Consider the following 25,406-nt stretch of genomic DNA (forward strand, 5'->3'; position numbering starts at 1 on the left):
GTCGCGAAAGCGGCCGGCTTTAGTCGTTAACGCGGGCTGTGCACGGGTCAGGACGCCGCGTCGATGACGCTGAGCACGTTGCCGGACGGGTCGCGGAACCAGGCGATCGTCGGCCCCCGCCCGCGCATCACGCCGTTCTCGTCCGTCGGCATCTCGCTGTCCGAGTAGATCTTGGTGACGACGCCGGAGCCGTTGAGCGCCGCGACCGCCGCGTCGACGTCCTCGACGGCGAAGTTGAGGATCGTGAACTCCGCCGGCACGTGGCTCGGCTTCGGATAGGCGATGGCGCTCCCGCCGCCGGGCAGGGCGATGTCGAGGATCCCCATCGCGTTGACCGACACCTCCAGCCCGAGAACGTCGCCGTAGAACGCCCTCGCCGCCTCGACGTCCTGCACGCTGAACCCGCTGAAGGCCCGCTCGCTCCTGATCATGACCGCACTCCCGTCCGCGCAGCGCCGTCGCCGCGTCCTGCGCGCGACGCTACTCCGCCGTCAGCATGCTGGTCGAGCAGCCCCGCAGGGGCGTATCGAGACCCACCGTCCCCAGCAGGGCGGGTCTGCAGACTCTCGTTCTGACGCCGGTGGATCTCGATACGCCCGCTGCGCGGCCTACTCGATCAGCATGGTGGGCCCGCTCCGCGGGCTACTCGATCTGAGAGCGCCGGAGTCCCGTCCCCACTGCGTGCTGGTCGAGTAGCCCGCAGGGAGTATCGAGACCCACCATCGCTGAGGGTGCGGTCGCCCTCTCCTCCACAGACCCTGATTCGCACCCGACGTATCCAAGAGAAGCCTCGGCCCCGGCTCGATGGTCGTCCTGCCTGGTTCAGTGCTCGTATGACAGAGCACCAGACAGCAGAAGAACTCCGAGCCTCCATGCGCGCCCATCTCGAGAGCGCCGCCGCCCACGGCCGTGCCGCCGCTGCGCTGCGGCTCGCCTCGGTCGAGGTGCTCCACACCGGGCACCGCAGGGCCCTCGCCTCACCCGCACTGGCCCACGGCACGACCCGCGACCTCCTCGAGCGCTCGATACGTGCAGAGCTCGCAGCGCGGACGGGCCTCTCGGAGCGGGACGTGGCGCGTCGCCTCGAGCAGGGGGAGCTGCTGGTGGAGCACCTCCCGCTCACCCGCACCCTGCTTGCGGAGGCACGGATCGTCTGGGAGGCGGCAGAAGCGATCTGCGCCACCGCGAGCAAGCTCCCCGCCGCCTCCCGCGGCGTTCTCGACGAGCGCGCCGCCGAGGCGGTGCTCACGATGACGTTCGAGCAGCTGAACCGCGCCCTGCGCCGCTGGCAGAAGGAGCTGCGCTAGTAGGCCCGTCGACGTCGCGCGGTCGATGTCGCCCCGTGACGGGTGGATCTCGATGCGCCCGCTCTGCGGGCTACTCGATCAGCATGAGGGTCCCACTCCGCGGGCTGCTCGACACGGAGCGCCGCTCCACTGACCGTTTGTCCGCGGCCAGGCCCTGCGTGCTGGTCGAGCAGCCCCGCAGGGGCGTATCGAGACCCACCGTCACCAGCAGGGCGGGTCTGCAGACTCGTCGCTCTGACGCCGGTGGATCTCGATACGCCCGCTCCGCGGGCTACTCGATCAGCGGGAGGGGCCCGCTCCGCGGGCTACTCGATCAGCGGGAGGGGCCCACTCCGCGGGAGCCCCGAGTCGCTCGGTGTGTCGGGCCGGGGCGCACGCTATCCTCGTCCGGGATGCGAAGGGTGCTGGTGTGAGCGACGAACAGGTGGACGAGACCGCAGGAGCGACCCGGGACGGGTCCCCGAGCGAGGGGATCCACCTCACCCGCCGGAGCCGGCGGGACGCCGAATCCGCCGCACAGGCTCAGCGTCCGACTCGCCGCACCCGCCCGGTGCCCGTCGCCCCCGTCGCGGTGCGCACACCCGTCCTCGCGACGGTGGCGCCCGTCCGCCGCCGCCGCGGTCGCGTCCTCCGCACGACGGTCAGCACGGTCGCGGCCGCCGCGATCGCCGGCATGGTCGCCGTGATGGCGCTGCCCGCCTACTCCTTCGACCCCGCGCCCGACTCGCAGGCCGCGATCGAGGCCGCCGCCCGCATCCAGGCGCTCGGCAACCAGAAGCTCACGGTCGCGTCGACCGCCGTGCAGGAGCGGGTCATCCGCGACTCCTTCACCGCCCCGACGCAGGCGCAGCTCGACGAGGCCGCCGCGCAGGCGCGCGCCCTGGCCGCCGCCGCGGAGAAGGCTGCCGCCGATGCCGCGGCTGCCGCCGCTGCCGCAGCAGCCGAGGAGGCCTCCGGCACGTCCTCGGCCGCCGCCTCCCCGAGCCGCTCGGGCGGCACCAGCAGCTCCGTCACCCCCCGCGAGGAGGGCGACGACTACCCCTGGCGCGACGCGCTGACCGACGACCAGGGCGGCGGGCTCTCGCCGCTGCGCTACTACTACCGCGAGTGCGTCGACTTCGTCGCCTGGCGCCTGAACCGCGACCAGGGCTCCACCGGCGCCCCGTTCAAGTGGACCTGGGGCAACCTGACCCCGGGCGGCGGCAGCGCCTACGCCTGGGCCGGCCAGTGGGCCTCGCACGGCTGGGAGACCAGCACGACGCCCGTCCCCGGCGCCGTCGCCTGGTTCAACGGCAACCACGTCGCCTACGTGCAGTCCGTGAACGGCGACGGCACCGTCTCGCTCGAGGAGTACAACTGGGGCAACGACCACGCGTACCACGCGCGGACGATCCCGGCCTCGAGCGTCCCGCTCTTCCTCTACCCGCCGAGCTGATGGCGGCGCAGCGCAGAGCCTCCACGCGCAAGGCCGCCCGGCCCGCGAGCGCGGCGGCCGTCGGCTTCGCCGTCGCGCAGTTCGCTCCGAGCGACGACCGCGCGGCGAACCTCGCGGTGATCCGCCGCCTCGCCGGCATCGCCGCTCAGCGCGGCGCGAGCGTCGTGGTCCTGCCCGAGTACAGCTCGTTCTTCGTCGACCCGCTCGGCCCCGAGCTCGTCGCCGCGGGCGAGGCGCTCGACGGCCCGTTCGTCCAGGGACTCGGCGAGATCGCGCGCGAGCTCGGCGTCCACCTGGTGGCGGGCATGGTCGAGTCCGTCGACGACGGCGAGCGGATCGCCAACACCCTCGTCGCGGTCGAGCCCGGGGGAGCGGTCGTCGCCACCTACCGCAAGCTGCACCTCTACGACGCCTTCGGCCAGACCGAGTCCGACTGGGTCGCGCCCGGCGAGATCGGCGTGCCGCAGACCTTCGAGGTGGGCGGCCTCGTCGTCGGCCTGCAGACCTGCTACGACCTGCGCTTCCCGGAGGTGACCCGCTGGCTCGTCGACGCGGGCGCCGACGTGGTCGCCGCCCCCGCCGAGTGGGTCCGCGGCCCGCTCAAGGAGGCGCACTGGCGCACCCTGGTCACCGCCCGCGCGCTGGAGAACACGATCTACCTCGTCGCCGCCGACCAGACCCCGCCGATCGGCGTCGGGACGAGCATGATCGTCGACCCGATGGGTGTCGAGATCGCCACGCTCGGCGAGGTCGAGGACGTCGCGGTCGCCTGGCTCTCGCAGGAGCGCATCGCCGCGGCCCGGGAGAAGAACCCCGCGCTCGCGCTGCGGCGCTTCGAGGTCCGCCCCGTCCGGGCCGGCCGCCGGTCAGCCGCGGCGCGCGAGTCCCGCTAGCCGCTCCGCCGCGCTGTCCAGCACCTCGAAGCGCTTGCAGAACGCGAATCGCACCAGCGAGCGGTAGGCGTCCGCGTCCTCGGCGCTGCAGAAGGCCGAAACCGGCACCGCCACCACTCCGGCGAGCCCGGGCAGCGCCCGGCAGAAGGCGACCCCGTCGTCCCAGCCGAGCGGAGCCGCGTCCGCGACGACGAAGTACGACCCCGCCGACGGCGACACCGTGAAGCCGGCCGCCGCGAGTCCCGCGGAGAGCACGTCGCGCTTGCGCTCCAGGGTCGCCGCGATGCCGGTGAAGAACGCGTCGGGCAGCCCGAGGCCGACGGCGACCGCGCCCTGGAACGGCGACCCGCTGACGTAGGTGAGGAACTGCTTCACCGCGAGCACCGCGGTGATCAGCGCGCGCGGCCCGGTGATCCAGCCGATCTTCCAGCCGGTGGTGCTGAAGGTCTTGCCCGCGGAGGAGACGGTGAGCGTGCGCTCCCGGGCGCCGGGCAGCGTCGCGATCGGCACGTGGCCGCCGTCGAAGCGCAGGTGCTCGTAGACCTCGTCGGTGACGATCAGCGCGTCGTGCCGGTGCGCGAGCCGCACGATCAGCTCCCGGGTCTCAGCGGGCAGCACGGAGCCGGTCGGGTTGTGCGGGTCGTTGACGAGGATGACCCGGGTCCGGTCGGTGACGGCGGCCGCCAGCTCCTCGTGATCGACGTGGAAGTCGGTTCCCCGCAGCGGGACCGTGCGGTGCACGCCGCCGGCCAGGGCGATCAGCGCGCCGTAGGCGTCGTAGTGCGGAGTGAAGGTGACGACCTCGTCGCCGGGCTCCAGGAGCGCGAGCAGTGTCGCCGCCAGCGCCTCCGTGGCGCCGGTGGTGACCAGCACCTCGCCGTCCGGGTCGACGGCGAGGTCGTAGAACCGCCGCTGGTGCGCCGAGACGGCCTCGCGGAGCACCGGGAAGCCCGGCCCCGGCGGGTACTGGTTGAGGCCCGCGGAGATCGCCGCGCGCGCCGCCTCGAGCACCTCCTGCGGGCCGTCCTCGTCCGGGAAGCCCTGGCCGAGGTTGATCGCCCCGGTCCGCGCGGCGAGGGCGCTCATCTCGCTGAAGACGGTGGCGGCGACCTCGCCGCTCGGGCCGAGAAGACCGGCGCCGGAGGCGGCGCGGGTCCAGGATCCGGGGATGCTCACCCCGCCAGTCTGGCGGCTGGGGCCCCGCGGGCGCACCGGCGGGCATTGGCGTGCCGCTCGCAGGCGCGTCATAAGGAACGCACAGGTTCCCTGGTCAAGCTATCCCCGCTTGGAAGGAGCACCACCCATGACCGAGAGTCACGACGGTCCTCGTCAGCCGGAGGATCCCCGCACGCCGGAGGATCGCCGCCACGAGGCGAACCAGCCCATCTCCGGCGAGCACACCCCCGGACAGCCCACCACCCCCCTGGGCACCGGAGCGCCGTCGTCGTCCACCGGGCCCACCGAGCCCCTCCCGTCCTACACGTCGAACTCGGCGGAGGGGAACCAGGCCCAGCCGGTCGCGCCGACCCCGCGCTACGGCCAGTTCGCCCCTCCCGCCGCGCACACCGTGCAGAGCACCGAGCAGCCGCCCGTCGGCGAGCAGGGCTCGTTCGGCGGCGGCCAGCCCCCGGTCGGGCCCACCGCGACCAAGCGCCGCGCCGGTGTCGGCGTCGTCGCGGCCCTCGCCATCGGCGCGGTCGTCGGCGGAGTCGCCGGGGCCGGCGTCTTCGGCCTCTGGTCCGCCTCCAACGGAGCCGGCACGCGCGTCGTCTCCTCGAGCGGCTCGCAGACGATCACGGTGAACAACGCCGAGGACGCGACCACCGCGACCGCCGTCGCCGCGAAGGCCACCCCGAGCGTCGTGACGATCGCCGTCGCCGGCAGCTCCTCGTCCGGCACCGGCTCGGGCATCGTGCTCTCGAAGGACGGCTACGTCCTCACCAACACCCACGTCGTCACCCTCGACGGCCAGATCTCGGACGGCGCGGTCACCGTGACCACGCAGGACGGCCGCATCTTCACCGCGACCATCGTCGGCACCGACCCGACGCTCGATCTCGCCGTGATCAAGCTGGCCGACGCGACCGACCTGGTCCCGATGACCTTCGCCGACTCGACCGAGGTCAACGTCGGCGACACCGCCGTCGCGATCGGCGCGCCGCTGGGCCTCTCCGGCACCGTCACCGACGGCATCGTGAGCGCGCTCAACCGGAGCATCCAGGTCGCCTCCTCCGCCGCCCCGGACGACTCGGGCGACAGCTCGAGCGGCAGCACCGAGAGCCCGTTCAACTTCGACATCCCCGGCCAGACCCAGCAGACGCCGGCCACGAGCACCATCTCGCTGCCCGTCATCCAGACGGACGCGGCGATCAACCCCGGCAACTCGGGCGGCGCGCTGCTCGACAGCGACGGCGAGCTGATCGGCGTCAACGTGGCGATCGCGAGCGCGGGGCAGTCCTCGAGCTCGAGCGGGCAGTCCGGCAACATCGGCGTCGGCTTCGCGATCCCGAGTGCCATCGCCGAGCGCGTCGCGAAGGAGATCATCGCGAACGGCTCCGCCACGCACGGCCTGCTCGGCGCGAGCGTCTCGGACTCCACCCAGGACGTCCTCGGCGCGAAGATCCAGGAGGTGACCAGCGGCGGTGCTGCGCAGGCCGCCGGCCTGGCCGCGGGCGACATCGTCACCGGAGTGGCCGGGACGCCGATCACGAGCGCCTCGGACCTCACCGCCCAGGTGCGCGCGCAGGCCGCGAACGCCGATGTGAAGCTGACCTACGTGCGCAGCGGCAAGACCTTCGAGGTCGACGTCACGCTCGGCACCATGGCCACCAGCTGACTCCTTGAGCAGTGAGCGGCAGCCCCCGGGGATCCGTCCCCGGGGGCTGCTCCGCGTCCGCGGGGCGGTGCGCGACCCGCTGGTAGTGTGGGGCGCCCGCGTCCGGCCAGGACGCCCGGCCCCGCCTCACGAACTGGACCCATGCAGCCCGAGACCCCGACGGACGACCTCCCCGATCTGCCCGGCGTCTCCTACGTGATGCCCGTGCTCAACGAGGTCTCCCACGTGCGGGCGGCGGTCGACTCCCTGCTGGCTCAGGACTACACCGGGCCCTTCGACGTCGTCCTCGCGCTCGCGCCCAGCATCGACGGCACCGAGCGACTCGTCGCCGAGCTCAGCGCGGCCGACGAGCGGATCCGCGTCGTGGCCAATGCCGTCGGCTCGACTCCCGCCGGGCTGAACGCCGCGATCCGCGCCTCGCGGCACCCCGTCGTCGTCCGCGTCGACGCGCACTCCGTCCTCCCGCCGGACTACGCGCGGATCGCCGTCGAGGCGCTGCAGCGCTCGGGCGCCGCGAACGTCGGCGGAGTGATGGCGGCCGAGGGGCTGACGCCGTTCCAGCGCGCCGTCGCCCGGGCTTACGGCTCGCGGATCGGCCTCGGCGGCACCCCGCACCACGTCGGCGGCGAGGAGGGCCCGGCCGACACCGTGTACCTCGGCGTCTTCCGCCGCTCCGCCCTCGAGCGCGCCGGGCTCTTCGACGAGCGCTTCAAGCGCGGCCAGGACTGGGAGCTCAACCGCCGGCTGCGCGAGGCGGGCGGCCTCGTCTGGTTCACCCCGCGGCTCACCGTCACCTACCGGCCCCGGCCGTCGATGCGGGCGCTGCTGCGGCAGTTCCTCTCCACCGGGATGTGGCGGGGCGAGCTGACCCGGCTGTTCCCGGCCTCGCGGTCCCTCCGCTACTTCGCACCCCCCGTCCTCGTGGCGCTGCTCGCCCTCGGCCTGCTCGCCGGGGTCGCCGGAGCGCTGCAGGCGCTGCTCGGCGCCGCGCCCTGGCTGCTGATCGGCCTCGTCGTCCCGGTCGGCTACCTCGCCCTCGTGGCGGCGGCCACGATCGCCGTCGCCCGCGTCGACGGACCGCGCGCCATGCTGTGGTTCCTCGTCGTGATCCCCGGCATCCACGTGGCCTGGGGCACCGGATTCGTGCTCGGCTTCGCGGGCCTCACCAGCAACATCGCGGCGCACCGCCACCACCCCGCGGCCGACTCCGCCGCCGATTCCGCGAGGGACGCATGACCAGCACCGCCAGACCGCGATCGATCGCCGAGCTCCGCGCGGTCGCCCAGCCGCCCGAGGTCCGCGGACGGCGCAACGCCGAGCACTGGACGGCGTCGCTCTACCTGCGCCGCTTCTCGCCGTACCTGACCATGCAGCTGCTGCGCACCTCGATCTCGGCCAACGGCGTGACCGGGCTGATGATCCTCGTGGGCTGGAGCGCTGCCGCGGCGCTGCTGATCCCCGGGATCGCCGGCGCCGCCCTCGCGCTGATCCTCGGCCAGCTGCAGATGCTCGTCGACTGCTGCGACGGCGAGGTCGCGCGCTGGCGCCGCACCTCGTCGCCCGCCGGCGTCTTCCTCGACAAGGTCGGCCACTACACGACCGAGTCGCTGATCCCGATCGCGCTCGGACTGCGCGCCGCCGGGATCCCCTTCGACGCTCCGGAGGACTTCCTCTGGACGTCGATCGGCCTCGCGCTCGCGCTCGTGATCGTGCTGAACAAGGCGCTCAACGACATGGTGCACGTCGCCCGGGCGAACGCCGGGCTGACGAAGCTCGCCGACACGAAGGGGGAGGCGACGCCGTCCTCCTCCGCTCTCGCGCGCCTGCGCCGTGCCGCGCGGTTCCTGCCGTTCCACCGGCTGTACCACTCGGTCGAGCTGACCATGCTGGCCTTCGCCGCGAGCCTGGTCGGGCTGGTCGTCGGCGCTGGAACGGTCGACCGGGTGCTGGTGTCGGCGCTGCTGCCGCTCGCGCTCCTCGCGCTCGTCGGCCACTTCGTCGCGATCATGGCGTCCAAGCGTGTCCGGTCCTGAGCCGGGCGGGCTGCCGCGCGTCGGCGTCGTCGTCCTGACCCGGGGCACGCGCCCCGACGACCTCGCGGCCGGGCTCGCGAGCGTCCTCGCCCAGGAGGGCGTCGAGCTCGACGTCGTCTGCGTCGGCAACGGCTGGGTGCCCGAGGGACTGCCCGAGGGCGTCCGCGCGCTCGCCCTCCCGGAGAACCTCGGCATCCCGGCCGGTCGCAACGCCGGTGTGCCGGCCGTCGCGGGCGAGTACCTGTTCTTCCTCGACGACGACGCGCGCGTGCCCTCGCCGAGCTTCCTCCGCGACGCGATCGCGCTGCTCGCCTCGCCGCGGCGGATCGGCATGGTGCAGCCGCGGGTCGACAGCGTCGACGGCGCACCCGCGCCCCGGCGCTGGACCCCGCGCATCCTCAAGGGCGACCCGCGCCGCTCCGGACCCGTCTTCTCGGTCTGGGAGGGCGCGGTGGTGCTGCGCCGCGACGTCTTCGAGCAGACCGGCGGCTGGGCCGGTCCCTTCTTCTACGCGCACGAGGGCATCGAGCTGGCCTGGCGGGTCTGGGACACCGGCCGCAGCACCTGGTACGCGGGCGAGCTCGTCGCGCAGCACCCCGTGATCCAGCCGACCCGGCACGCCGACTACTACCGGCTGAACGCCCGCAACCGGGTGTGGCTCGCCCGCCGCTCGCTGCCGGCTCCGCTGGCGCTCGCCTACGTCGGCTCGTGGACCGCCATCCAGTGCCTGCGCTGGCGGAACGACCGTGCGGCGCTCCGGGCCTGGTTCGCCGGCTGGCGCGAGGGCTGGACCGCCGACCCCGGGGAGCGCCGCATTCTGGCAGGCCGGACGCTGCTGCGCATGACGGTCGCCGGGCGTCCCCCGATCGTCTAGCATCGGGGAATCCGCCCCCCGCCGGGCGGACGCCCCTCGGAAGGACGACGGTGTTCGATTCGACGCAGCCCCCCTCGACAGCTCTGCCCGGTGCAGTGCTGGACGAGCCGGTGCCCACCCCCGACGACCTGATCGCGGACGTGCGCTCCCGCGTGGACGCCCTCGGCGGACCGGTCGCCGATCCCGAGTTCCAGTCGCGCCTGGACGCCCGCCTCCCGCGGCTGGTCGACCTGCTCGCCGCGGTCTACGCGGGTCGCGACGACCTCGTCGAGCAGATCGTCGCCCTGGTCGAGCTCGCCGCGGCCTCCTGGCAGGAGCGTCCGGAGGACCTGCGCGCGCTCGATCGTGCCCGCGGGCAGCACCCGGACTGGTTCCTCTCGAACAAGGCCCTCGGCGGCGTCTGCTACGTCGACCGCTTCGCCGGCGACCTCGCGGGGCTGCGCGCCGAGATCCCGTACTTCCGCCAGATCGGGCTCAACTACCTGCACCTGATGCCGGTCTTCGACGCTCCGGAGGGGGAGTCGGACGGCGGCTACGCGGTGTCCAGCTACCGCCGCGTGCGCCCGGACCTCGGCGACATGGACGATCTGCGCCTGCTCGCGGCCGAGCTGCGCGAGCACGGCATCGCGCTCGTCGTCGACTTCGTCTTCAACCACACCTCGAACGAGCACGAGTGGGCGCGGAAGGCGCTCGCGGGCGAGCAGCGCTACGAGGACTACTACTGGATCTACCCCGACCGCGAGCAGCCGGACGCCTTCGAGCGCACCACCCGCGAGATCTTCCCCGACGACCACCCCGGCTCCTTCGTGCAGCTCGAGGACGGCCGCTGGGTGTGGGCGACCTTCCACCGCTACCAGTGGGACCTCAACTACTCGAACCCCGAGGTCTTCCGCGCGATGGCCGGCGAGATGCTCTTCCTCGCCAACCAGGGCGTCGATGCGCTGCGGATGGACGCGGTCGCCTTCATCTGGAAGGAGCTCGGCACCACCTGCGAGTCGCAGCCCGAGGCGCACCTGCTGCTGCGCGCCTTCAACGAGGTCTGCCGGCTCGCGGCGCCGTCGCTGCTGTTCAAGTCCGAGGCGATCGTGCACCCCGACGAGGTGATCGAGTACATCGACCTCGAGGAGTGCCAGCTCTCCTACAACCCACTGCAGATGGCGCTGACCTGGGAGGCGCTCGCGACCCGTGACGTCCGGCTGCTCGCCCAGGCGCTCGAGCGGCGGCACGCGCTGCCGACCGGGACGGCGTGGGTCAACTACGTCCGCGGGCACGACGACATCGGCTGGACCTTCGCCGACGAGGACGCCGCCGAGCTCGGCATCGACGCGGCCGGGCACCGGCGCTTCCTCAACGACTTCTACACCGACCGCTTCGAGGGGACCTTCGCCCGGGGCGTGCCGTTCCAGGAGAACCCGCGCACCGGCGACCGCCGGGTGTCCGGCACGACCGCCTCGCTCGCGGGCGTCGAGGCCGGCGACCCGTACGGGATCGACCGGGTGCTGCTCGCGCACTCCATCGCCCTCAGCACCGGCGGTCTGCCGCTGCTCTACCTCGGCGACGAGGTGGGACAGCTGAACGACCACGGCTACCTGGACGACCCGAGCACCGCGGGCGACTCCCGCTGGGTGAACCGCCCGCGGCGGCCCGCGGAGCGCTACGCCGAGCGCGAGACCCCCGGGGCCGACGCGGCCGAGATCTTCGGCGGGCTCCTGCACCTGATCGCGATCCGCAAGCGGACGGACCTCTTCGCGGGCAACGCGCTCACGGTCTTCGACGCGGTCAACGACCACGTGCTCGGCTACCAGCGCCCCGGCGACGGCGAGGCCGTGCTCGTTCTGGCCAACGTCTCCGACGAGGCGCAGGAGGTCGCGCCGGAGCGCTTCGGCGGCTTCGCCCCCGAGGCGGTCGACCTGGTCACCGAGATCGCCGTCGACCTCCGCGAGGGCTTCCGCCTCGCCCCCCTGCAGTTCGTCTGGCTGCGCGTGACCCCGGCCCCTCACCTGCTGGCCGAGTAGCCCCGAAGATCCATGCTGGTCGAGTAGCCCCGGAGGGGCGTATCGAGACCCACCGTCACACGGAGGCCGGTCTGCAGAGCCGACCTTCAGGCCGCGGTGGATCTCGATACGCCCGCTGCGCGGGCTACTCGATCAGCATGCTCAACCCCGGCTTGTAGCCTGGTCCGATGACACCCGCACCCCGCGCCGTCCTCTCCCGCCTGCTCCGGGACGCGACGCTGGCGCGCGGAGTGGCCGGCGACCTGCTGACCGCGCGGCGGGCCCGCCGCGACGTCGCCCGCGAGCTCGCGGCCCGCGCGCCGCTGACGCCCGGCGTCTTCGAGATCGGCGTCTACTTCGCCGACGGCGACATCAACCTCTACCAGCTGCGCCAGTGGTACGCGCCGCTGCAGGAGCTCGCGAAGACCCATCCGGTCGTCCTCCTCTCCCGGAACGCCACCGCCACCCGGGCGCTGCTGCGCGAGAGCCCGCTCCCGGTCGCGCACGTGCGCTCCGTCGCCGACCTCGAGACCGCCATCGACGAGCAGCCGCTGCGGATCGTCCTCTACGTCAACCAGAACGCGCGCAACTTCCAGATGATGCGCTACGGGCGCCGCTGGCACGTCTTCGTCAACCATGGCGAGAGCGACAAGATGTACATGACGACCAACCAGTTCAAGGCCTACGACTACAGCTTCATCGCCGGCGACGCCGCGCTCGCGCGCCTGCGCCGCGTCCTCTGGGACTTCGACTTCGACAAGCGCGCCCTCGCCATCGGCCGGCCGCAGGCGGACCACGTCTCGGGCCGCACCCCGTACCCCGAGGACGGGCGTCGGGTGGTCCTCTACGCCCCCACCTGGGAGGGCGACCGCCCCGCCGCCGGCTACGGCTCGATCCGCACCCACGGCGTCGCGCTCACCCGCGCCCTGCTGGCCGACCCCCGCTACCGCCTCGTCTACCGGCCGCACCCGCGCAGCGGCGCCGTCGACTCGGCCTACGGGGCGGCGGACCGAGAGATCGTCGCGCTGATCGCGGCGGCGAACGCGGCGGACCCGGCGGCCCGGCACGTGCACGACACCTCCGCCGAGCTCGGCTGGCAGCTCACCGCCGACATCGCGGTGCTGGACGTCTCGGCCATGGTCTACGACCGGCTCGCGACCGGCCGACCGCTGCTGGTCACCCGGCCGATCAGCCCGGCGGCCGAGGTCGACGAGTCCGGCTACCTCGGCGATGCGGAGTGGCTCCGCGCCGAGGACGCCGCCGCGATCGTCGCTCGGCTCGAGAGCGTCGAGCACGACGAGACGGCGGTCGAGCGCCTCGAGCGCTGGGTCGCCCACTACTTCGGCGACACGAGCCCCGGAGCCGCGACCGCCCGCTTCCACGCGGCGATCGAGCAGCTGCTCGCCGAGTGGGACCGGCACGCCGAGCTGCACCGCGACGACGCCGCCGTCGACGAGCACGATCCCGAGCACTGAGCGGGCCGCCGGCCACACGGCCGGCCACACCTCCGGCGCCCGTCCGTCAAGCCTTCTCCCGCGGCGCGGGCGGCCGTCCGCGCCCCGCTACGCTCGACGCATGATCACCCCGCGCGCCTTCGCCCGCTCCCGCCGGCGTGCCGCCGCGCCGGCCCAGCCCGTCGTCGAACCCGACATCGTGGTGTCGAGCGACCCTGAGCGACCGCAGTTCACCATCCGCTCGTTCCGGATCGGCCTCTTCGGCGGTCTCGGCGTGCTCGTCGCCCTCGTGGTCGGCGGGCTCGTCGTCTCGCTGGGCACGGTGCTCACCTACGTGTTCGTCGCGCTGTTCTTCGCCCTCGGCCTCGACCCGCTCGTCTCCTGGCTGGAGAGCAAGAGGATCCCGCGCGCGCTGGCGATCACGATCGTGCTGGCCTCGGTGCTGCTGATCTTCGCCGGGCTGCTCCTCTACATCATCCCGATCCTGATCGAGCAGCTCACCATCTTCGTGACGAGCGCTCCCCGGATCGTCTCCGACATCGCCTCGCAGCCGTGGGTGCTCGACCTGGAGCGGCAGCTCAGCGGCGTCGTCGACGTCGACTCGCTCATCGGCAACGTGCAGAGCTTCATCGGCAACCCGAACAACCTGCTCTCGCTCGGCGGCGGCATCCTCGCGGTCGGCAGCGGCATCGCGAGCGGCGTGACCGGCGCGATCATCGTGCTGATCCTCACCCTCTACTTCCTCGCCTCGCTGCGCTCGATGAAGTCGGTCGCCTACCGCTTCGCGCCCGCCTCCCACCGCCCGAAGGCGCGCGAGGTCGGCGAGGAGATCACCGGCGCGGTGGGCCGCTACGTCGTGGGCCAGGTCTCGCTCGCGGCGGTCAACGGCGTGCTGACCTTCATCCTGCTGCTGATCATCGGCGGCCCGGTGCCGGCGCTGCTGGCCTGCGTGGCCTTCCTCGGCTCGCTGATCCCGCTCGTCGGGACGATCTCGGGCGCCGTCATCATCTCGCTCGCCTGCCTGCTCGCCTCGCCGGTGACGGCGCTCGTCGCGGCGATCTACTACCTCGTCTACATGCAGGTCGAGGCGTACGTCCTCAGCCCGCGGATCATGAACCGCGCCGTGTCCGTGCCCGGCGCCGTCGTCGTCATTGCGGCGGTCGCCGGCGGCACGCTCGCGGGCGTGCTGGGGGCCCTCGTGGCGATCCCCGTGGCGGCGTCGGTGATCATCGTGGTGCAGAAGGTCGTGTTCCCGAGGCAGGACACGAAGTAGGGTCCACTTCGGCGCGTCGCTTCGCGACGGCGCGGGGGCGGCTCGGGGCGCGTCACTTCGTGACGGCGCGGGTGCGGTACCTCGCCGCGGCTCCTTCCCGCGCGCCTGCGGCGCGCCCGCCCCGAGCCAGGAGCCGCGACGAGGCACCGCACCCGCGCCTCGTGCTCGGCGGAGGGCCCCAGCATGCTGGTCGAGCAGCCCTGGAAGGGCGCAACCATGCTGGTCGAGTAGCCCCGGAGGGGCGTATCGAGACCCGCGTCGTCAGCGGGGCGGGTCTGCAGACTCGTCCTCCCAGGACGGTGCGGGATCAGCGGAAGGGCGGCACCGTGCTGTCGACCGTGCTGGTGAAGGCGTTCACGGACGCGGGCGGCTCGGGAGCGGAGCCGGGGGCCGGCGCCGCGGGGAGGGTGCGGGTGACCAGGGGGACGGTGCCCGCCCAGACGCCGGGGGTCTGGGCGTCGTCGTCAGAGGGGCCGGCGGCGCGGATCTTGAGGCTCGCCTCGGCGAGGGGCAGGCGGAGGACGAGGGTGGCGGCGATCTCGCGGGCGGTGCTCGGGCGGGTCTCGGCGGGGCGGCCGGGCAGGAAGCGCTCGGTGAGCAGATCGAGGGCACGGGCCTTGCCGGGGCCCTCGACGGGCTCGGCTCGACCGAGGATCATCGCGGAGCGGTAGTTCATCGAGCTGTCGAAGGCGGAGCGGGCGACGACGAGGCCGTCCACGAGGGTCACGGCGACGGTGAGCAGCGAGCCGCGCGCCGCCTCGCGCAGGAGGCCGCCGCCGCTCGAGCCGTGCAGGAGGAGGTCGTCGCCGTCGCGGGCGAAGAGGATCGGCAGCACGATCGCGGCTCCGTCGCGGACGACGGCGACGTGCGCGATCAGCGCTTCGTCGAGCAGGGCGTCCAGGGCGCCGCGGTCGAGGACCTGGCGGTCGCGGAGCCGGGTGACGCGGGTGCGGTCGGTGGTGTCGAGGGTGTCCATGGTCCGAGGATCGCGTCCGCACTGGATCTGCGAGAATGCCAGGGAGCCACGGGTCGAGTGGTCCAGAACGGGGGAGTCGATGGCGTCCGGTGATCTCGAGGTGCCGCTGCTGCTGCGGGTGCCGGAGCGCGGAGAGGTCCGCTCGGGGCTGGCCGAGGCGCTGCGGGCGGCGGTGCTGGACGGCCGCTACGGGGCGGGGGACGCCATCCCCTCCAGCCGGGTGCTCGCGCAGCAGCTCGGCGTCTCGCGCGGGTCGGTCGTCGCGGCGGTCGATCAGCTGGTCGGCGAGGGCTACCTCGTGGCGCATCCGCGCGCGGCGGTGACGGTGGCGGCGGACGGGGTGGTCGTGCCGATCCGGTCCCGGGTCGCGCGGGCGGAGCCGGCGGTGATGCCGGCGACGGCCCGCTTGGATCTGCGGCCGGGGCGCCCGGACACGCGTGATCTGGACGGGCCGGAGTGGCGGGCCGCCTGGCGGCCGGCGCTCTCGGCGCCGCCCTCGGAGCTGCCGTCGGCGGCGGGGCACGCGGGTCTGCGGACGCGGATCGCCGAGCAGCTGCGGCGCTCGCGCGGGATCGACGTCGAGGCGGAGGACGTCCTCGTGACGAGCGGGACCGCGGACGCCGTCGCACTGCTGGTGCGGGCGGCCGCCGCTGCGCTCGGCCGGCCGGTGCGGGTCGCGGTGGAGGACCCGGGCTACCCGGCGGTGCGGCGGCGGCTGCGCGCGGAGGGCCACGAGGTCGTCGGGGTGCCGGTCGACGCGGACGGCATCGACCTGGACGCGCTCGCGACGAGCGGCGCGGACGTCGTGGTCGTCACGCCCTCGCACCAGTACCCGACCGGAGGGCGCCTGGCGCTCGCCGCCCGGCTCGAGCTGGTGCGCCGCGCGGCGACGGAGCGGCTGCTGGTGATCGAGGACGACTACGACAGCGAGTTCCGCTACGTCGGCGCACCGCTGCCGGCGCTCGCGTCGCTCGACGGCGGCGGGGGAGTGGCGCACGTCGGCTCGTTCTCGAAGACGGTGTCGCCGTGGCTGCGGGTGGCCTACCTGGCGCTGCCGCCCTCGTCGTGGCTGCACGGGGCGGTGCGGGAGATCGACGCCGAGCGCGACGCCTCCGTCTCGGGCCCGACGCAGGAGGCGCTCGCCGCGTTCATGGCGGGCGGCGGCTTCCGGCGGCACCTCACCCGCTCGCGGCGCCGCTACGCTCACCGTCGCGGGCTGGTCCGCGACTTCTCCGAGGCGATCGACTGGGGCTCGGCGCGTGGACTCGACGGCGGGCTGCACGTCGTGCTCGGGCTGCCCGCGCCGCTCACGGCGAGGGCGGTCGTCGCGGCACTCGCGGCGGAGGGGCTCCTCGTCGCTCCGCTCGACGACTACGCCCTGGCCGACCGCGCGGAGGAGGAGGCGCTGGTCCTCGGCTACGGCAGCGCGAGCGATCTCGAGCTGACCGCCGCGCTGAGCACGATCGACCGGACGGTCCGCGCTCTGCTCGGCAGCGACGCCGGTGTCCGTGGTATCCCTGGAGGATGACCGCCGACTCCGCCCTGCACATCACCGACGACGCCGACGCCGACGCGCTGCTCACCCGCGACCCGCTCGCCCTGCTGATAGGGATGCTGCTGGATCAGCAGGTCGCGATGGAGACGGCGTTCTCGGGGCCGCTGAAGCTCGAGCAGCGCCTGGCCGAGGAGGGGTCGTCCTTCGACGCGGCCGCGATCGCGGACTTCGACGAGGACCGCTTCTCGGAGCTGTCCCGGACGCCCCCGGCGATCCACCGCTACCCGGCGAACATGGCCGGCCGGGTGCAGACCCTCTGCCGTGCGATCGTCGACGACTGGGACGGCGACGCCTCGGCGATCTGGACCCGCGACGACCCCGACGGCCGCGAGGTGCTCGCCCGCCTCAAGGCACTGCCCGGCTTCGGCGACCAGAAGGCCCGCATCTTCGTCGCCCTGCTCGGCAAGCGCCGTGGCTTCGAGGGCGAGGGCTGGCGCGAGGCCGCCGGCGCCTACGGCGAGGAGGACTCGTTCCGCTCGGTCGCCGACATCGTCTCCCCCGAGTCCCTCGCCGAGGTCCGCGCCACGAAGCAGGCGGCCAAGGCCGCCGCCAAGGCCAAGAAGTAGGACGCGCGCGCGGCTCGCGCCTCACGCTGGTCGAGCAGCCGCAGCAGCGAAGCCGCTTCGCGTCTCTGTGATGAGGGAGAGGACGCGCCTGCGCCCCGTCATGCTGGTCGAGTAGCCCCGCAGGGGCGTATCGAGACCCGCCGTCACCAGCAGGACGGGTCTGCAGACTCGTCTTCTGACCACGGTGGATTTACTGGGAACAGTCGCCCGCAGACATGCTGGTCGAGTAGCCCCGCAAGGGCGTATCGAGACCCTTCCACCCAAGGACGTCGGTCTCTTCCCCGCTCTGCGCTGGCGCCGGAGGCGCCCCCTCCGCTCGATACGCCCGCTTCGCGGGCTACTCGATCAACAGGGAAGCAACGGCTCCGCGCTCTGCTCCCGGACTCGACCGGCGAGTTCGAGGACCGACGTGATGCAGCTGCCCTCCGTGCCGATCCCCGCGCCCCCTGGTCCGAACCGCTCGGCGATGGTTACCGTGTCGTGTCTCCTTCCGGATCTCGCGATCCGGTCGGATGACTTCACCGGGCCGGGTGGACACGACTGAACGGTCGTCGGACAGTGTCCTTCCAGGTCGCGTCCCCCACCTGGTCCGGCCCTCCGATCCCTCTGGACGCAGAGCGGCGCAGCCGCAGGTGGCGGCGTATCGAGACCTGCGGGAGCGTGCCGTGCCGGTAGCGTGGCGCCGATGCTGCCGTTCGACACCGCGCGCCTGCGCTTCCGCGAGATGACCGAGGCGGACCTGGATCTCCTGGCCGAGCTGCTCGGGGATCCCGAGGTGATGCGCTACTACCCGGCCCCGAAGACGCGCGCGGACGCCGCCGCCTGGATCGCCTGGAACCGGCGCAACTACGAGCGCGACGGCTTCGGGCTGTGGGTCATCGAGACCATGGACCGCGAGTTCGTGGGGGACTGCGGCCTGACCTGGCAGAGCGTCAACGGCGTCCCCGAGCTGGAGGTCGGCTACCACGTCCGCTCCTCCCTGCAGGGGCGGGGCTACGCCACGGAGGCCGCGACCGCCTGTCTCGAGCTGGCTCGACGGTGCGGCCTCGCGGAACGCCTCGTGGCGATCGTCCATCCCGAGAACAGCGCCTCCCAGCGCGTCGCCGAGAAGATCGGGCTCCGCGTCGCCGGTGAGGACCGCGACGGAGGCCCGCTGGTGCGGATCGTCCTCGCGACGCCGCTCGACGGGCCCCGGTCCCATCCCGAGGAGGGTTGAGAGGCCGGAGAACGGTTCGGCCCGAGCTGCGCGGCCGAGGTCGTCCGGTCGGTGGATCTCGATACGCGCCCTGCGGGCGCTACTCGATCAGCATGGCGCGGCTCGGCCGGTGGGGAGGCGGACGCTCATCCCCGGCATGTTGGTCGAGCAGCCGCGGAGCGGCGTATCGAGACCCCGGAAGCCGGATCGACCCGTCGATTCCGTTCCACAGGTGGCCGGTGTCCTCATGACGAAGGCTGAGTGCGTCGAACACGAGCGGGTCCGCTGGTTCGGGACGCTCAGCCTCCGTCCTGCGGGCGCCGAAGGCTAGAGGCGGTCGGCGAGCGCCGCGATGAGGGCCGCGCGGTCCTCGCGGAGGATCGAGGCGCCCGCGCCGGGGATCGTGCGGACCTCCACGCCGTGGTCGGCGAGCACATCACCGAGCGAGGAGTGGCCCAGCGGGTCCTCCGGCAGCACAGCGAGCGTCGGCACCGGGAAGGCGTCCGGCGCTTCGGCGGCGCCGCGCGCCGTCAGGCCGGAGGCGGACTCCGGGTCCCAGAGCGCGTGGGCCGAGACGTCGAGCTCGATCTGCTCGTCAGTCCAGATCGGGTGGCGGTGGCGCAGGTCGTCGGCGTCGCCCTTCTCGACGTGGGCGATCGAGCCGCCGCGGCGCAGGGCGCTGGTCAGCCCCTTCGCGTCGGAGAAGGCGGGGTCGAGCAGGATCAGCCGCTCGGCGCGGTACTCCGGGGCGAGCCGCGCGGCGACGACGGCGCCGAGGCCGTGCCCGATCACCAGGTCGGGCGACTGCAGCACCGAGGCGCGCACGTCCTCCGCCCAGTGCTCGACCGAGTACGCCGGCGACTTCGGCGAGCCGCCGTGCCCGGCGAGGTCGGGCGCGACGACGCGGTAGCCGTGCTCGTGCAGCGTCGGCACCAGGGCGTACCAGACCCGCGAGTCCGTGCCGAGGCCGTGCAGCAGCAGGGCGATCTTCTCGCCGGTCCCGCCGTAGTCGCGGACGTGCAGCTCGAGCGGCTCGGCACCGGCCGCGAGCGCCTTCCGCTCCGCCTTCGTCGGCGGGAGCACGAAGGTGTTGCCGAACTCGCGCGGGGCCGGACCGAACGCGTCCCGCGCGCTCTGCACGACCTTGCGGCCGAGCATCGCGTTGCCGACGCCGCCCAGCGCGGCGCCGATCCCGAACGGCATCGCCCGCCCGACCAGCCCGGCGCCCTGCTGCGCGAGGAAGTGCTTGGCGAAGGACTTCTTGGCCCGGTCGGCCAGCTCGCCCACGAGGAACGACGGCAGCCCCTTGGTCACCACCGAACCCCAGTACTGGTTCATCCCGGTGCTGGTGCCGGTCGCGTGCCCGGCGACCTGGCGCACCAGCTCGCTGCCGGAGGAGCCCATCATCAGCGTGAGCACGAGGGCGCGGGCGCGGTCCGGGTCCTCGAGGCGGATGCCGTGCACCTCGGTGACCGACTGCGCGAAGAGGGCGCTCGCCTCGAGGAAGCCGATCGCACCGGCGCCGGAGAGCGCGACGGACGCGGCGGTGCCGATCCCGGGGACGACCGCGGTCGCTCCGATGGCTGCGCCGCCGGCGGCGACGCTGGAGAGGTACTGGCGCTCGAGGGAGGTGATCAACTGCTCGGGAGTCGCGTTCGGCCGGCGACGCCGCAGCGCCCGGATGTTCGCGAGGACCGCGGGCCGCTGGACGGCGAGGACGCGGTCCAGGATCCGGGCCAGCTGCGCGTTCTCGACGTCGGCGGCGCCGGCCTGCTCGAGCTCGTCGCGGTCCTTGCGGTCCTTCTTCGAGGACATGTCTGCACTCCTGCGTCGTGAGGACCCGCGCGTCGCGCTGTCACGACGAGCTCCGGGCCGTGCGGCTCGGACTGCCGGTCACTCCGCGGCGGGCTGCGCTTTCGGCGCGTAGTCCTCAGAATACCGGGCGAGAACCTGATCGATCGGTGCGTCGAGGACCAGCGCGCCCTTGTCCAGGTAGAGCCCGCGGGTGCAGAAGCGGCGGAGGTCGCGCTCGTTGTGCGAGACGAAGAAGAGCGTCCGGCCGGCCGCGAGCAGCTCCTCGATCCGGGCGTAGCACTTCTCGCGGAAGGCCTTGTCGCCCACCGCGAGGACCTCGTCGACCAGGATGATCGGCTCCTCGAGCCGCGACACCACCGAGAACGCGATCCGGACCTTCATCCCGCTGGAGAGGTGCTTGTACGGGGTGTCCAGGAAGTCGCCGATCTCGGCGAACTCGATGATCGAGTCGAACCGGTCGTCGACCTCGCGCTTGGACATGCCGTGCAGCCCCGCGGTCAGGTAGACGTTCTCCCGGACGCTGAGGTCGGCGACGAAGCCGCCGGTGATCTCGATCAGCGGAGCGACTCCGCCGCGGACCTCGACCACGCCCTCGTCCGGCAGCACGACCCCGGCGACGAGCTTCAGCAGCGTCGACTTGCCCTGGCCGTTCCGGCCGACGACGCCGATCGCCTCGCCCGCGTGCACCCGGACGTCGAGGCCGCGCAGGGCCCAGAACTCGCCGGGTCGCGAGCGCCGCGTCCCGCGGGAGAAGAGGTCCTTGAAGGAGCGACGGCCGCGGCGGTTCCGCCGGAACCGGATCCCGAGACCCCGGCACTCGATCACGACAGGGGAGTCCCCGGCGGGAGCGCGGCCGGCGAGGGAGTCGCCGCCGGAAGCGCGGTCGGGGGCGTCCACGCTCACAGCTCCTTCAGCACCGCGCGCTCGGAGCGGCGGAAGACGATCAGGCCGAGACCGAGCACGAGGAACGAGATGAGCACGGAGGTGAGGATGAGCGGCAGGTCGAGCTCGCTCGCGAAGAAGGTGGAGCGGTAGAGCGCGAAGATCCCGCTGAGGGGGTTCAGCGCGGCCCACGGCCGGATCGCGTCGGGCAGGTTCGCCGTCGAGTAGATGATCGGCGAGGCGTAGAAGAGGAAGCGCAGCACCAGCTTGATCGCGCGCTCGAGGTCGCGGAAGAACACGACGAGCGGGGCGACCAGGAGGCCCACGCCGAGCGTGAGCACGCCCTGGAGCAGGATCGCGAGCGGGAAGAGCAGGATCGCCGGCGTCACGCCCGCTCCCGCGACGACCGCGAAGAGCACGAGCACCGGCAGGCTCGCCACGAACTCGATGCCCTTGGACAGCACGATCCGGCCGACCCAGATGGTGCGCGGGATCGATGTGGAGCGCACGAGCTTCGCCTCGCGGAGGAAGGCCCGCGTCGCGTCGGAGGTCGCCTGGTTGAACCACATCCACGGCAGCAGGCCCGCGAGCAGGAAGACGATGTACGGGTCCTCGCCGACGGTGCGCTTGAAGACGACGGTGAAGACGAAGTAGTAGATGCCCGACATCACCAGCGGGTCGAGCACCGACCACACGTAGCCGAGCGCGCTGGTGGCGTACCGGACCGTGAGGTCGCGCTTGGTCAGCAGCCAGAGCGAGTGCCGATAGCGCCAGGCCCGCGAGCGGTGCGGACGCAGGGCGGTCGCACCGGCGTCGACGCGTGCGGGGCTGCTCACGGCAGGCGACTCCTCTCGACCGGCTCGGATCGAGCCGGACGAGACGCGAGCCTCAGACGAAGAGGTTCGCCCGCTCGAGATCCTCGGCGAAGTCCACCTCGACGGCGTAGAGGTCGGAGATGTCCATCGGCTCGACGAGCAGTCTGTCCTGCTCGATCGCCAACTCTATTCCACGCTCGAAGTAGTCCTGGGCGTCGACCCGGGCCAGCTGGCGGATGAGCGCCGGCTTGTCCGCGGCCGAGACGTAGTTGATCCCGACGGCCTCGCCGAGACCGCGCTTGACGGTCTTGGACAGCTCGTCGATGTAGCCCTCGGCGCTGGTCGTGTACTTGACCTCCTCGTCGGACACCTTCGCGGTGTTGACGGTGACGAAGGAGACGTCCTTCGCGATGAGGTCCGCGGTGCGGTCGAGGATCCGCGGGTCGAAGACGACGTCGCCGTTCATCCAGAGCACGCCGCCCTGGCCCGAGGCCTGCAGTGCGCGGAGGAGGCTCTTCGAGGTGTTGGTCTGGTCGTACTGCTCGTTGTAGACGAACGTCGCCGAGGGGAACGCCTCGATGATGTGCTCGAGCTTGTAGCCGACGACGATGCTCACCGGCACCTTCGTGCCGAAGGCGTGGTGGATGTTGTCGAACTGCTGCTGCATGATCGTGCGGCCGTCGCTCAGCGGCGTCAGCGGCTTCGGCAGGGAGCGGCCGAGCCGGCTGCCCATGCCTGCGGCGAGGATGACGACGGAGGCGGGCGCACCGGTGGAGCCGCCGGCGGGGGCGGTCGGGAAGGGCTTGCTCGTCATGGGTTCTCCTCGCGTCGATCGCGGCGGAACGATGTGTTCACCGCCGCGTAGCGATCCTTAACCGGCGTGCAGCGACCTGATCGCTTCCTGGGTCACCACTTAGTGTACTGTGCACGCCTTCGAAGGCCAGGGGTTGCCAGGAGCCGTGTCGGCGCGATGGATCGGAGGCTCCTCTCCACAGGGCCCGGCGCGCCCCGTCCCCGTCCGGAGCGACTTGGTACCGTAGCCGGATGACGTCCGCGACGAACGCCGAGGAATCCGAGCGCGACGGCGCTCCGCCCGCCGAGTCGCCGACTCCCGCAGAATCCGTCGCGACGGAGGCGGCGGCCCCGGCCGCTCCCGCGCGGACGGCCGACGCCTCGCAGCAGCCCGAGACCGCCCAGCCCGCCGACCCCGAGCACCCCGTCGTCTTCGAGCTGCACGCCCTCACCCGCACCTTCGGGCGCACGGTCGCGGTCGACCGCATCGACCTCGCCGTCCGCGCCGGCACCTTCTACGGGATCATCGGCCCGAACGGCGCGGGCAAGACCACGACGCTGTCGATGATGACCGGCCTCCTCCGCCCCGACACCGGCCGCGTGCTCGTGCACGGCGTCGACGTCTGGAAGGACCCGCGCGCCGCGAAGCCGCTGATCGGCGTCCTGCCCGACCGTCTGCGCCTGTTCGACCGGCTGACCGGCGCGCAGTTCCTCTACTACTCCGCCGCGCTGCGCGGGATCGACCGGAAGACCGCCAAGCAGCGCACGGTCGAGCTCGCCGAGGCGCTCGGCCTGACCGACGCGCTCGAGCGCCTCATCTCCGACTACTCGGCCGGCATGGCCAAGAAGGTCGCGCTGGCCGGCGCCATGATCCACGCGCCCCGCGTCCTGGTGCTCGACGAGCCGTTCGAGTCGGTCGACCCGGTCTCCTCCGCGGCCGTGATCACCGTGCTGCGCCGCTTCGTCGCGGGCGGCGGCACCGTCGTCCTCTCCAGCCACGGCCTCGACTTCATCGAGCGCGTCTGCGACGACGTCGCCGTGATCGTGGGCGGCAAGGTTCTCGCCGCCGGGTCCGTCGAGGAGGTCGCCGGCACCGCGACGCTCGAGGAGCGCTTCCTCGAGCTCGCGGGCGGCAAGCAGATCGCCGAGGGGCTGCAGTGGCTGCACGACTTCTCCGGCTGAGGCTCGACGTCCTGCTCGGCGCCTTCCGCTCGGGCGCGCGACACGCGGGCGGCGCCCTGCTCGGAGTGCTCGTCGTCGTCGTGGCGACCGCGGCGCTCCTGGCCGGCCTCGGCACGCTCGAGCCCGGCTCCTGGCTCGCGGACGACGCCGTCGTCGCCGGGGGAGCGGTCGTCACGCTCGGCTTCCTGGTGCTCCCGTTCCTGCTCGGACCGAAGGATCCGATGGACCCGCGGGCGTTCCGGCTCTTCGGCATCCCGAGCGGCCGGCTCGCGGCCGCTCTCGCGCTGGCCGGGCTCGCCTCGCTCCCCGTGCTCGCGCTCGTCGTCCTGGGTGCGGCGTCGATCCGGCTCTTCCCGGGCGCCGGACTGCTGGCGGTGCTCGGCCCGCTGCTCGGCGTGCTGACCGCGGCGCTGCTGGCCAGGATCGGCCTCGCCGCCTCGTCGGCGCTGGTGCCCTCCCGCACTGCGCGGGAGCTGCTCGCGGTGCTCGGCCTCGTCCTCCTGCTCACCGCGCCGGTCGCGCTCGTGCTCACCACCGGACTCGACTGGGGCGGCGAGGGCTCCGAGGCGCTGGAGCGGCTTGCCGCCGTCCTCGCGCCCACCCCGTTCGGCGCCGCCTGGGCGATCGCGCCGAGCGCGGCCTCCGGGGCGGTCGCCGGCCCGCTGCTGACCGCGCTGCTCACCCTCGTCGTCGCCGGGGCGCTCTGGTGGCTGGTCGTCCGCGCGCTGACCGTTCGCCCCGAGCGCACCTCCCGGCCGCCGCGGGGGCTCCGCCTGGGCTGGTTCGACGTCCTCGGCGGCAGCCGCACCGGTGCCATCGCCGCGCGGAGCACGACCTACTGGCTCCGGGACCCCCGCTATCAGGCGTCGCTCGTCGCCGTGCCGCTGCTCCCGGTGCTCGCCGTGGTGCTGCTGGCCCTGGTGGGAGTGCCGTTCCAGCTGCTCTCGCTGCTGCCCGTCCCGCTCGTCGCGCTGTTCCTCGGCTGGTTCCTGCACAACGACGTCGCCTACGACGGCTCGGCCTTCTGGCTGCACGCCGCCGCCGGGGTGCGCGGCTGGTCGGACCGGCTCGGCCGCGCCTTCCCGACGCTGCTGCTCGGCCTGCCGGTCGTCGTGCTCGGCTCGCTCGTCAGCAGTGCCACGTCCGGCCTCGACGATGCGCTGCCGGTCCTGCTCGCGGTGAACGCCGCGCTGCTCCTGGTGCCCGCGGGGGTCGCGAGCGCTCTCTCCGCGCGGCTCGCCTACCCGGCGCCGCGTCCCGGCGACAGCGCCTTCGTCCAGCCGCAGGCGCCGGGAGCGAGCGGGGCCGGCTCGCAGGCGCTCGCGTTCGGCCTCGGGCTGCTGCTCTCCGCGCCGGCCGTCGTGCTGGCGGTGCAGACCCTGTTCTTCGAGGGCGACCGGGACCAGGCGATCCTCGCGGGCCTCGGCAGCGCGGTCGGCGTCTTCGCCCTGGGCGTGCTGCTCGGCGGCTTCCTCTTCGACCGCCGCGCGGCCGAGCTGGTCTCGTTCACCAGCCGCTACTGAGCCTCA

Annotated in this window: 22 protein-coding genes; 15 read left to right on the forward strand and 7 right to left on the reverse strand. The window is 73.2% G+C overall.

The window, feature by feature from the left end; genetic code table 11:
- Window positions 1-47 precede the first annotated feature (47 nt).
- Window positions 48-431: a VOC family protein gene (locus tag MT353_RS18190; RefSeq protein WP_243616371.1), complete on the reverse strand. Its 384-nt coding sequence runs from the start codon at window positions 429-431 to the stop codon at window positions 48-50.
- A 441-nt stretch (window positions 432-872) separates the two neighbouring features.
- Here MT353_RS18190 and MT353_RS18195 point away from each other — a divergent pair, with 441 nt between their 5' ends.
- The 3 genes from MT353_RS18195 to MT353_RS18205 all read left to right on the forward strand — a co-directional run bounded on the left by MT353_RS18195 (window position 873) and on the right by MT353_RS18205 (window position 3,635).
- On the forward strand, window positions 873-1,307 hold the full coding sequence (locus tag MT353_RS18195) for a hypothetical protein (protein WP_243625522.1): 435 nt from the start codon (window positions 873-875) through the stop codon (window positions 1,305-1,307).
- 409 nt (window positions 1,308-1,716) lie between these two features.
- Window positions 1,717-2,742: a CHAP domain-containing protein gene (locus MT353_RS18200; RefSeq protein ID WP_243625523.1), complete on the forward strand. Its 1,026-nt coding sequence runs from the start codon at window positions 1,717-1,719 to the stop codon at window positions 2,740-2,742.
- On the forward strand, window positions 2,742-3,635 hold the full coding sequence (locus tag MT353_RS18205; protein ID WP_243625524.1) for a carbon-nitrogen hydrolase family protein: 894 nt from the start codon (window positions 2,742-2,744) through the stop codon (window positions 3,633-3,635). Before MT353_RS18200 ends, MT353_RS18205 begins: the two co-directional genes overlap by 1 nt.
- Here MT353_RS18205 and MT353_RS18210 read toward each other — a convergent pair.
- A complete protein-coding gene (locus MT353_RS18210; RefSeq protein WP_243625525.1) occupies window positions 3,609-4,811 on the reverse strand; it encodes a pyridoxal phosphate-dependent aminotransferase in 1,203 nt (400 codons plus the stop codon). The two genes, MT353_RS18205 and MT353_RS18210, sit on opposite strands and share 27 nt — an antisense overlap.
- Window positions 4,812-4,938: 127 nt before the next feature.
- On the opposite strand from MT353_RS18210, the gene MT353_RS18215 reads away from it, so the two are divergent.
- The 7 genes from MT353_RS18215 to MT353_RS18245 all read left to right on the forward strand — a co-directional run bounded on the left by MT353_RS18215 (window position 4,939) and on the right by MT353_RS18245 (window position 14,099).
- Window positions 4,939-6,471 carry a S1C family serine protease gene (locus MT353_RS18215; protein WP_243625526.1) on the forward strand — a complete coding sequence of 511 codons (1,533 nt, stop codon included), beginning with the start codon at window positions 4,939-4,941 and terminating at the stop codon, window positions 6,469-6,471.
- Window positions 6,472-6,612: 141 nt separating this feature from the next.
- Complete coding sequence (locus tag MT353_RS18220) at window positions 6,613-7,707, forward strand: glycosyltransferase family 2 protein (protein ID WP_243625527.1); 1,095 nt, start codon at window positions 6,613-6,615, stop codon at window positions 7,705-7,707.
- Window positions 7,704-8,504 carry a CDP-alcohol phosphatidyltransferase family protein gene (locus tag MT353_RS18225; RefSeq protein ID WP_243625528.1) on the forward strand — a complete coding sequence of 267 codons (801 nt, stop codon included), beginning with the start codon at window positions 7,704-7,706 and terminating at the stop codon, window positions 8,502-8,504. The genes MT353_RS18220 and MT353_RS18225 overlap by 4 nt, the downstream gene beginning before the upstream one ends.
- Window positions 8,491-9,378, forward strand: a complete 888-nt coding sequence (locus tag MT353_RS18230) for a glycosyltransferase family 2 protein (RefSeq protein WP_243625529.1) — start codon at window positions 8,491-8,493, stop codon at window positions 9,376-9,378. The genes MT353_RS18225 and MT353_RS18230 overlap by 14 nt, the downstream gene beginning before the upstream one ends.
- 110 nt (window positions 9,379-9,488) lie before the next feature.
- Entirely contained in the window at window positions 9,489-11,393 is a 1,905-nt protein-coding gene (locus MT353_RS18235) for an amylosucrase (protein ID WP_374204723.1), read from the forward strand.
- Between the two features lie 167 nt (window positions 11,394-11,560).
- Window positions 11,561-12,847 carry a CDP-glycerol glycerophosphotransferase family protein gene (locus tag MT353_RS18240; protein ID WP_243625530.1) on the forward strand — a complete coding sequence of 429 codons (1,287 nt, stop codon included), beginning with the start codon at window positions 11,561-11,563 and terminating at the stop codon, window positions 12,845-12,847.
- Window positions 12,848-12,947: 100 nt separating this feature from the next.
- Complete coding sequence (locus MT353_RS18245; protein WP_123447566.1) at window positions 12,948-14,099, forward strand: AI-2E family transporter; 1,152 nt, start codon at window positions 12,948-12,950, stop codon at window positions 14,097-14,099.
- Window positions 14,100-14,406: 307 nt separating this feature from the next.
- On the opposite strand, the gene MT353_RS18250 is transcribed toward MT353_RS18245, so the two are convergent.
- Window positions 14,407-15,075, reverse strand: coding sequence for a pyridoxamine 5'-phosphate oxidase family protein (locus MT353_RS18250; protein ID WP_243598551.1), 669 nt, complete (start codon window positions 15,073-15,075; stop codon window positions 14,407-14,409).
- Window positions 15,076-15,154: 79 nt separating this feature from the next.
- On the opposite strand from MT353_RS18250, the gene MT353_RS18255 reads away from it, so the two are divergent.
- From MT353_RS18255 to MT353_RS18265, 3 genes are all read left to right on the forward strand, one after another.
- Window positions 15,155-16,603 carry a PLP-dependent aminotransferase family protein gene (locus MT353_RS18255; RefSeq protein WP_243598552.1) on the forward strand — a complete coding sequence of 483 codons (1,449 nt, stop codon included), beginning with the start codon at window positions 15,155-15,157 and terminating at the stop codon, window positions 16,601-16,603.
- A complete protein-coding gene (locus tag MT353_RS18260; protein WP_243625531.1) occupies window positions 16,600-17,196 on the forward strand; it encodes an HhH-GPD-type base excision DNA repair protein in 597 nt (198 codons plus the stop codon). Before MT353_RS18255 ends, MT353_RS18260 begins: the two co-directional genes overlap by 4 nt.
- A 685-nt stretch (window positions 17,197-17,881) precedes the next feature.
- The gene (locus MT353_RS18265) at window positions 17,882-18,412 is read left to right on the forward strand and encodes a GNAT family N-acetyltransferase (protein ID WP_243625532.1); all 531 of its coding nucleotides are present in this window, start codon (window positions 17,882-17,884) and stop codon (window positions 18,410-18,412) included.
- Between the two features lie 306 nt (window positions 18,413-18,718).
- Here MT353_RS18265 and MT353_RS18270 read toward each other — a convergent pair whose 3' ends face one another.
- The 4 genes from MT353_RS18270 to MT353_RS18285 all read right to left on the reverse strand — a co-directional run bounded on the left by MT353_RS18270 (window position 18,719) and on the right by MT353_RS18285 (window position 22,717).
- Window positions 18,719-20,206: an alpha/beta fold hydrolase gene (locus tag MT353_RS18270; RefSeq protein ID WP_243625533.1), complete on the reverse strand. Its 1,488-nt coding sequence runs from the start codon at window positions 20,204-20,206 to the stop codon at window positions 18,719-18,721.
- Window positions 20,207-20,284: 78 nt separating this feature from the next.
- Window positions 20,285-21,031, reverse strand: coding sequence for an ABC transporter ATP-binding protein (locus tag MT353_RS18275; protein WP_123737310.1), 747 nt, complete (start codon window positions 21,029-21,031; stop codon window positions 20,285-20,287).
- 74 nt (window positions 21,032-21,105) lie between these two features.
- Window positions 21,106-21,924 carry an ABC transporter permease gene (locus MT353_RS18280; RefSeq protein ID WP_372487873.1) on the reverse strand — a complete coding sequence of 273 codons (819 nt, stop codon included), beginning with the start codon at window positions 21,922-21,924 and terminating at the stop codon, window positions 21,106-21,108.
- 52 nt (window positions 21,925-21,976) lie between these two features.
- Window positions 21,977-22,717 (reverse strand): NTP transferase domain-containing protein, encoded by a 741-nt coding sequence (locus MT353_RS18285; RefSeq protein WP_123448011.1) that lies wholly within the window; start codon window positions 22,715-22,717, stop codon window positions 21,977-21,979.
- A 230-nt stretch (window positions 22,718-22,947) separates the two neighbouring features.
- Between MT353_RS18285 and MT353_RS18290 the strand changes: the two genes are divergently transcribed.
- Window positions 22,948-23,877 (forward strand): ABC transporter ATP-binding protein, encoded by a 930-nt coding sequence (locus MT353_RS18290; protein ID WP_243625534.1) that lies wholly within the window; start codon window positions 22,948-22,950, stop codon window positions 23,875-23,877.
- On the forward strand, window positions 23,853-25,400 hold the full coding sequence (locus tag MT353_RS18295; protein WP_243625535.1) for a hypothetical protein: 1,548 nt from the start codon (window positions 23,853-23,855) through the stop codon (window positions 25,398-25,400). Before MT353_RS18290 ends, MT353_RS18295 begins: the two co-directional genes overlap by 25 nt.
- The last annotated feature ends 6 nt before the right edge of the window (window positions 25,401-25,406 follow it).

The organism is Rathayibacter sp. VKM Ac-2927, from assembly GCF_022815525.1.
Taxonomy (GTDB): Bacteria; Actinomycetota; Actinomycetes; order Actinomycetales; family Microbacteriaceae; genus Rathayibacter; species Rathayibacter festucae.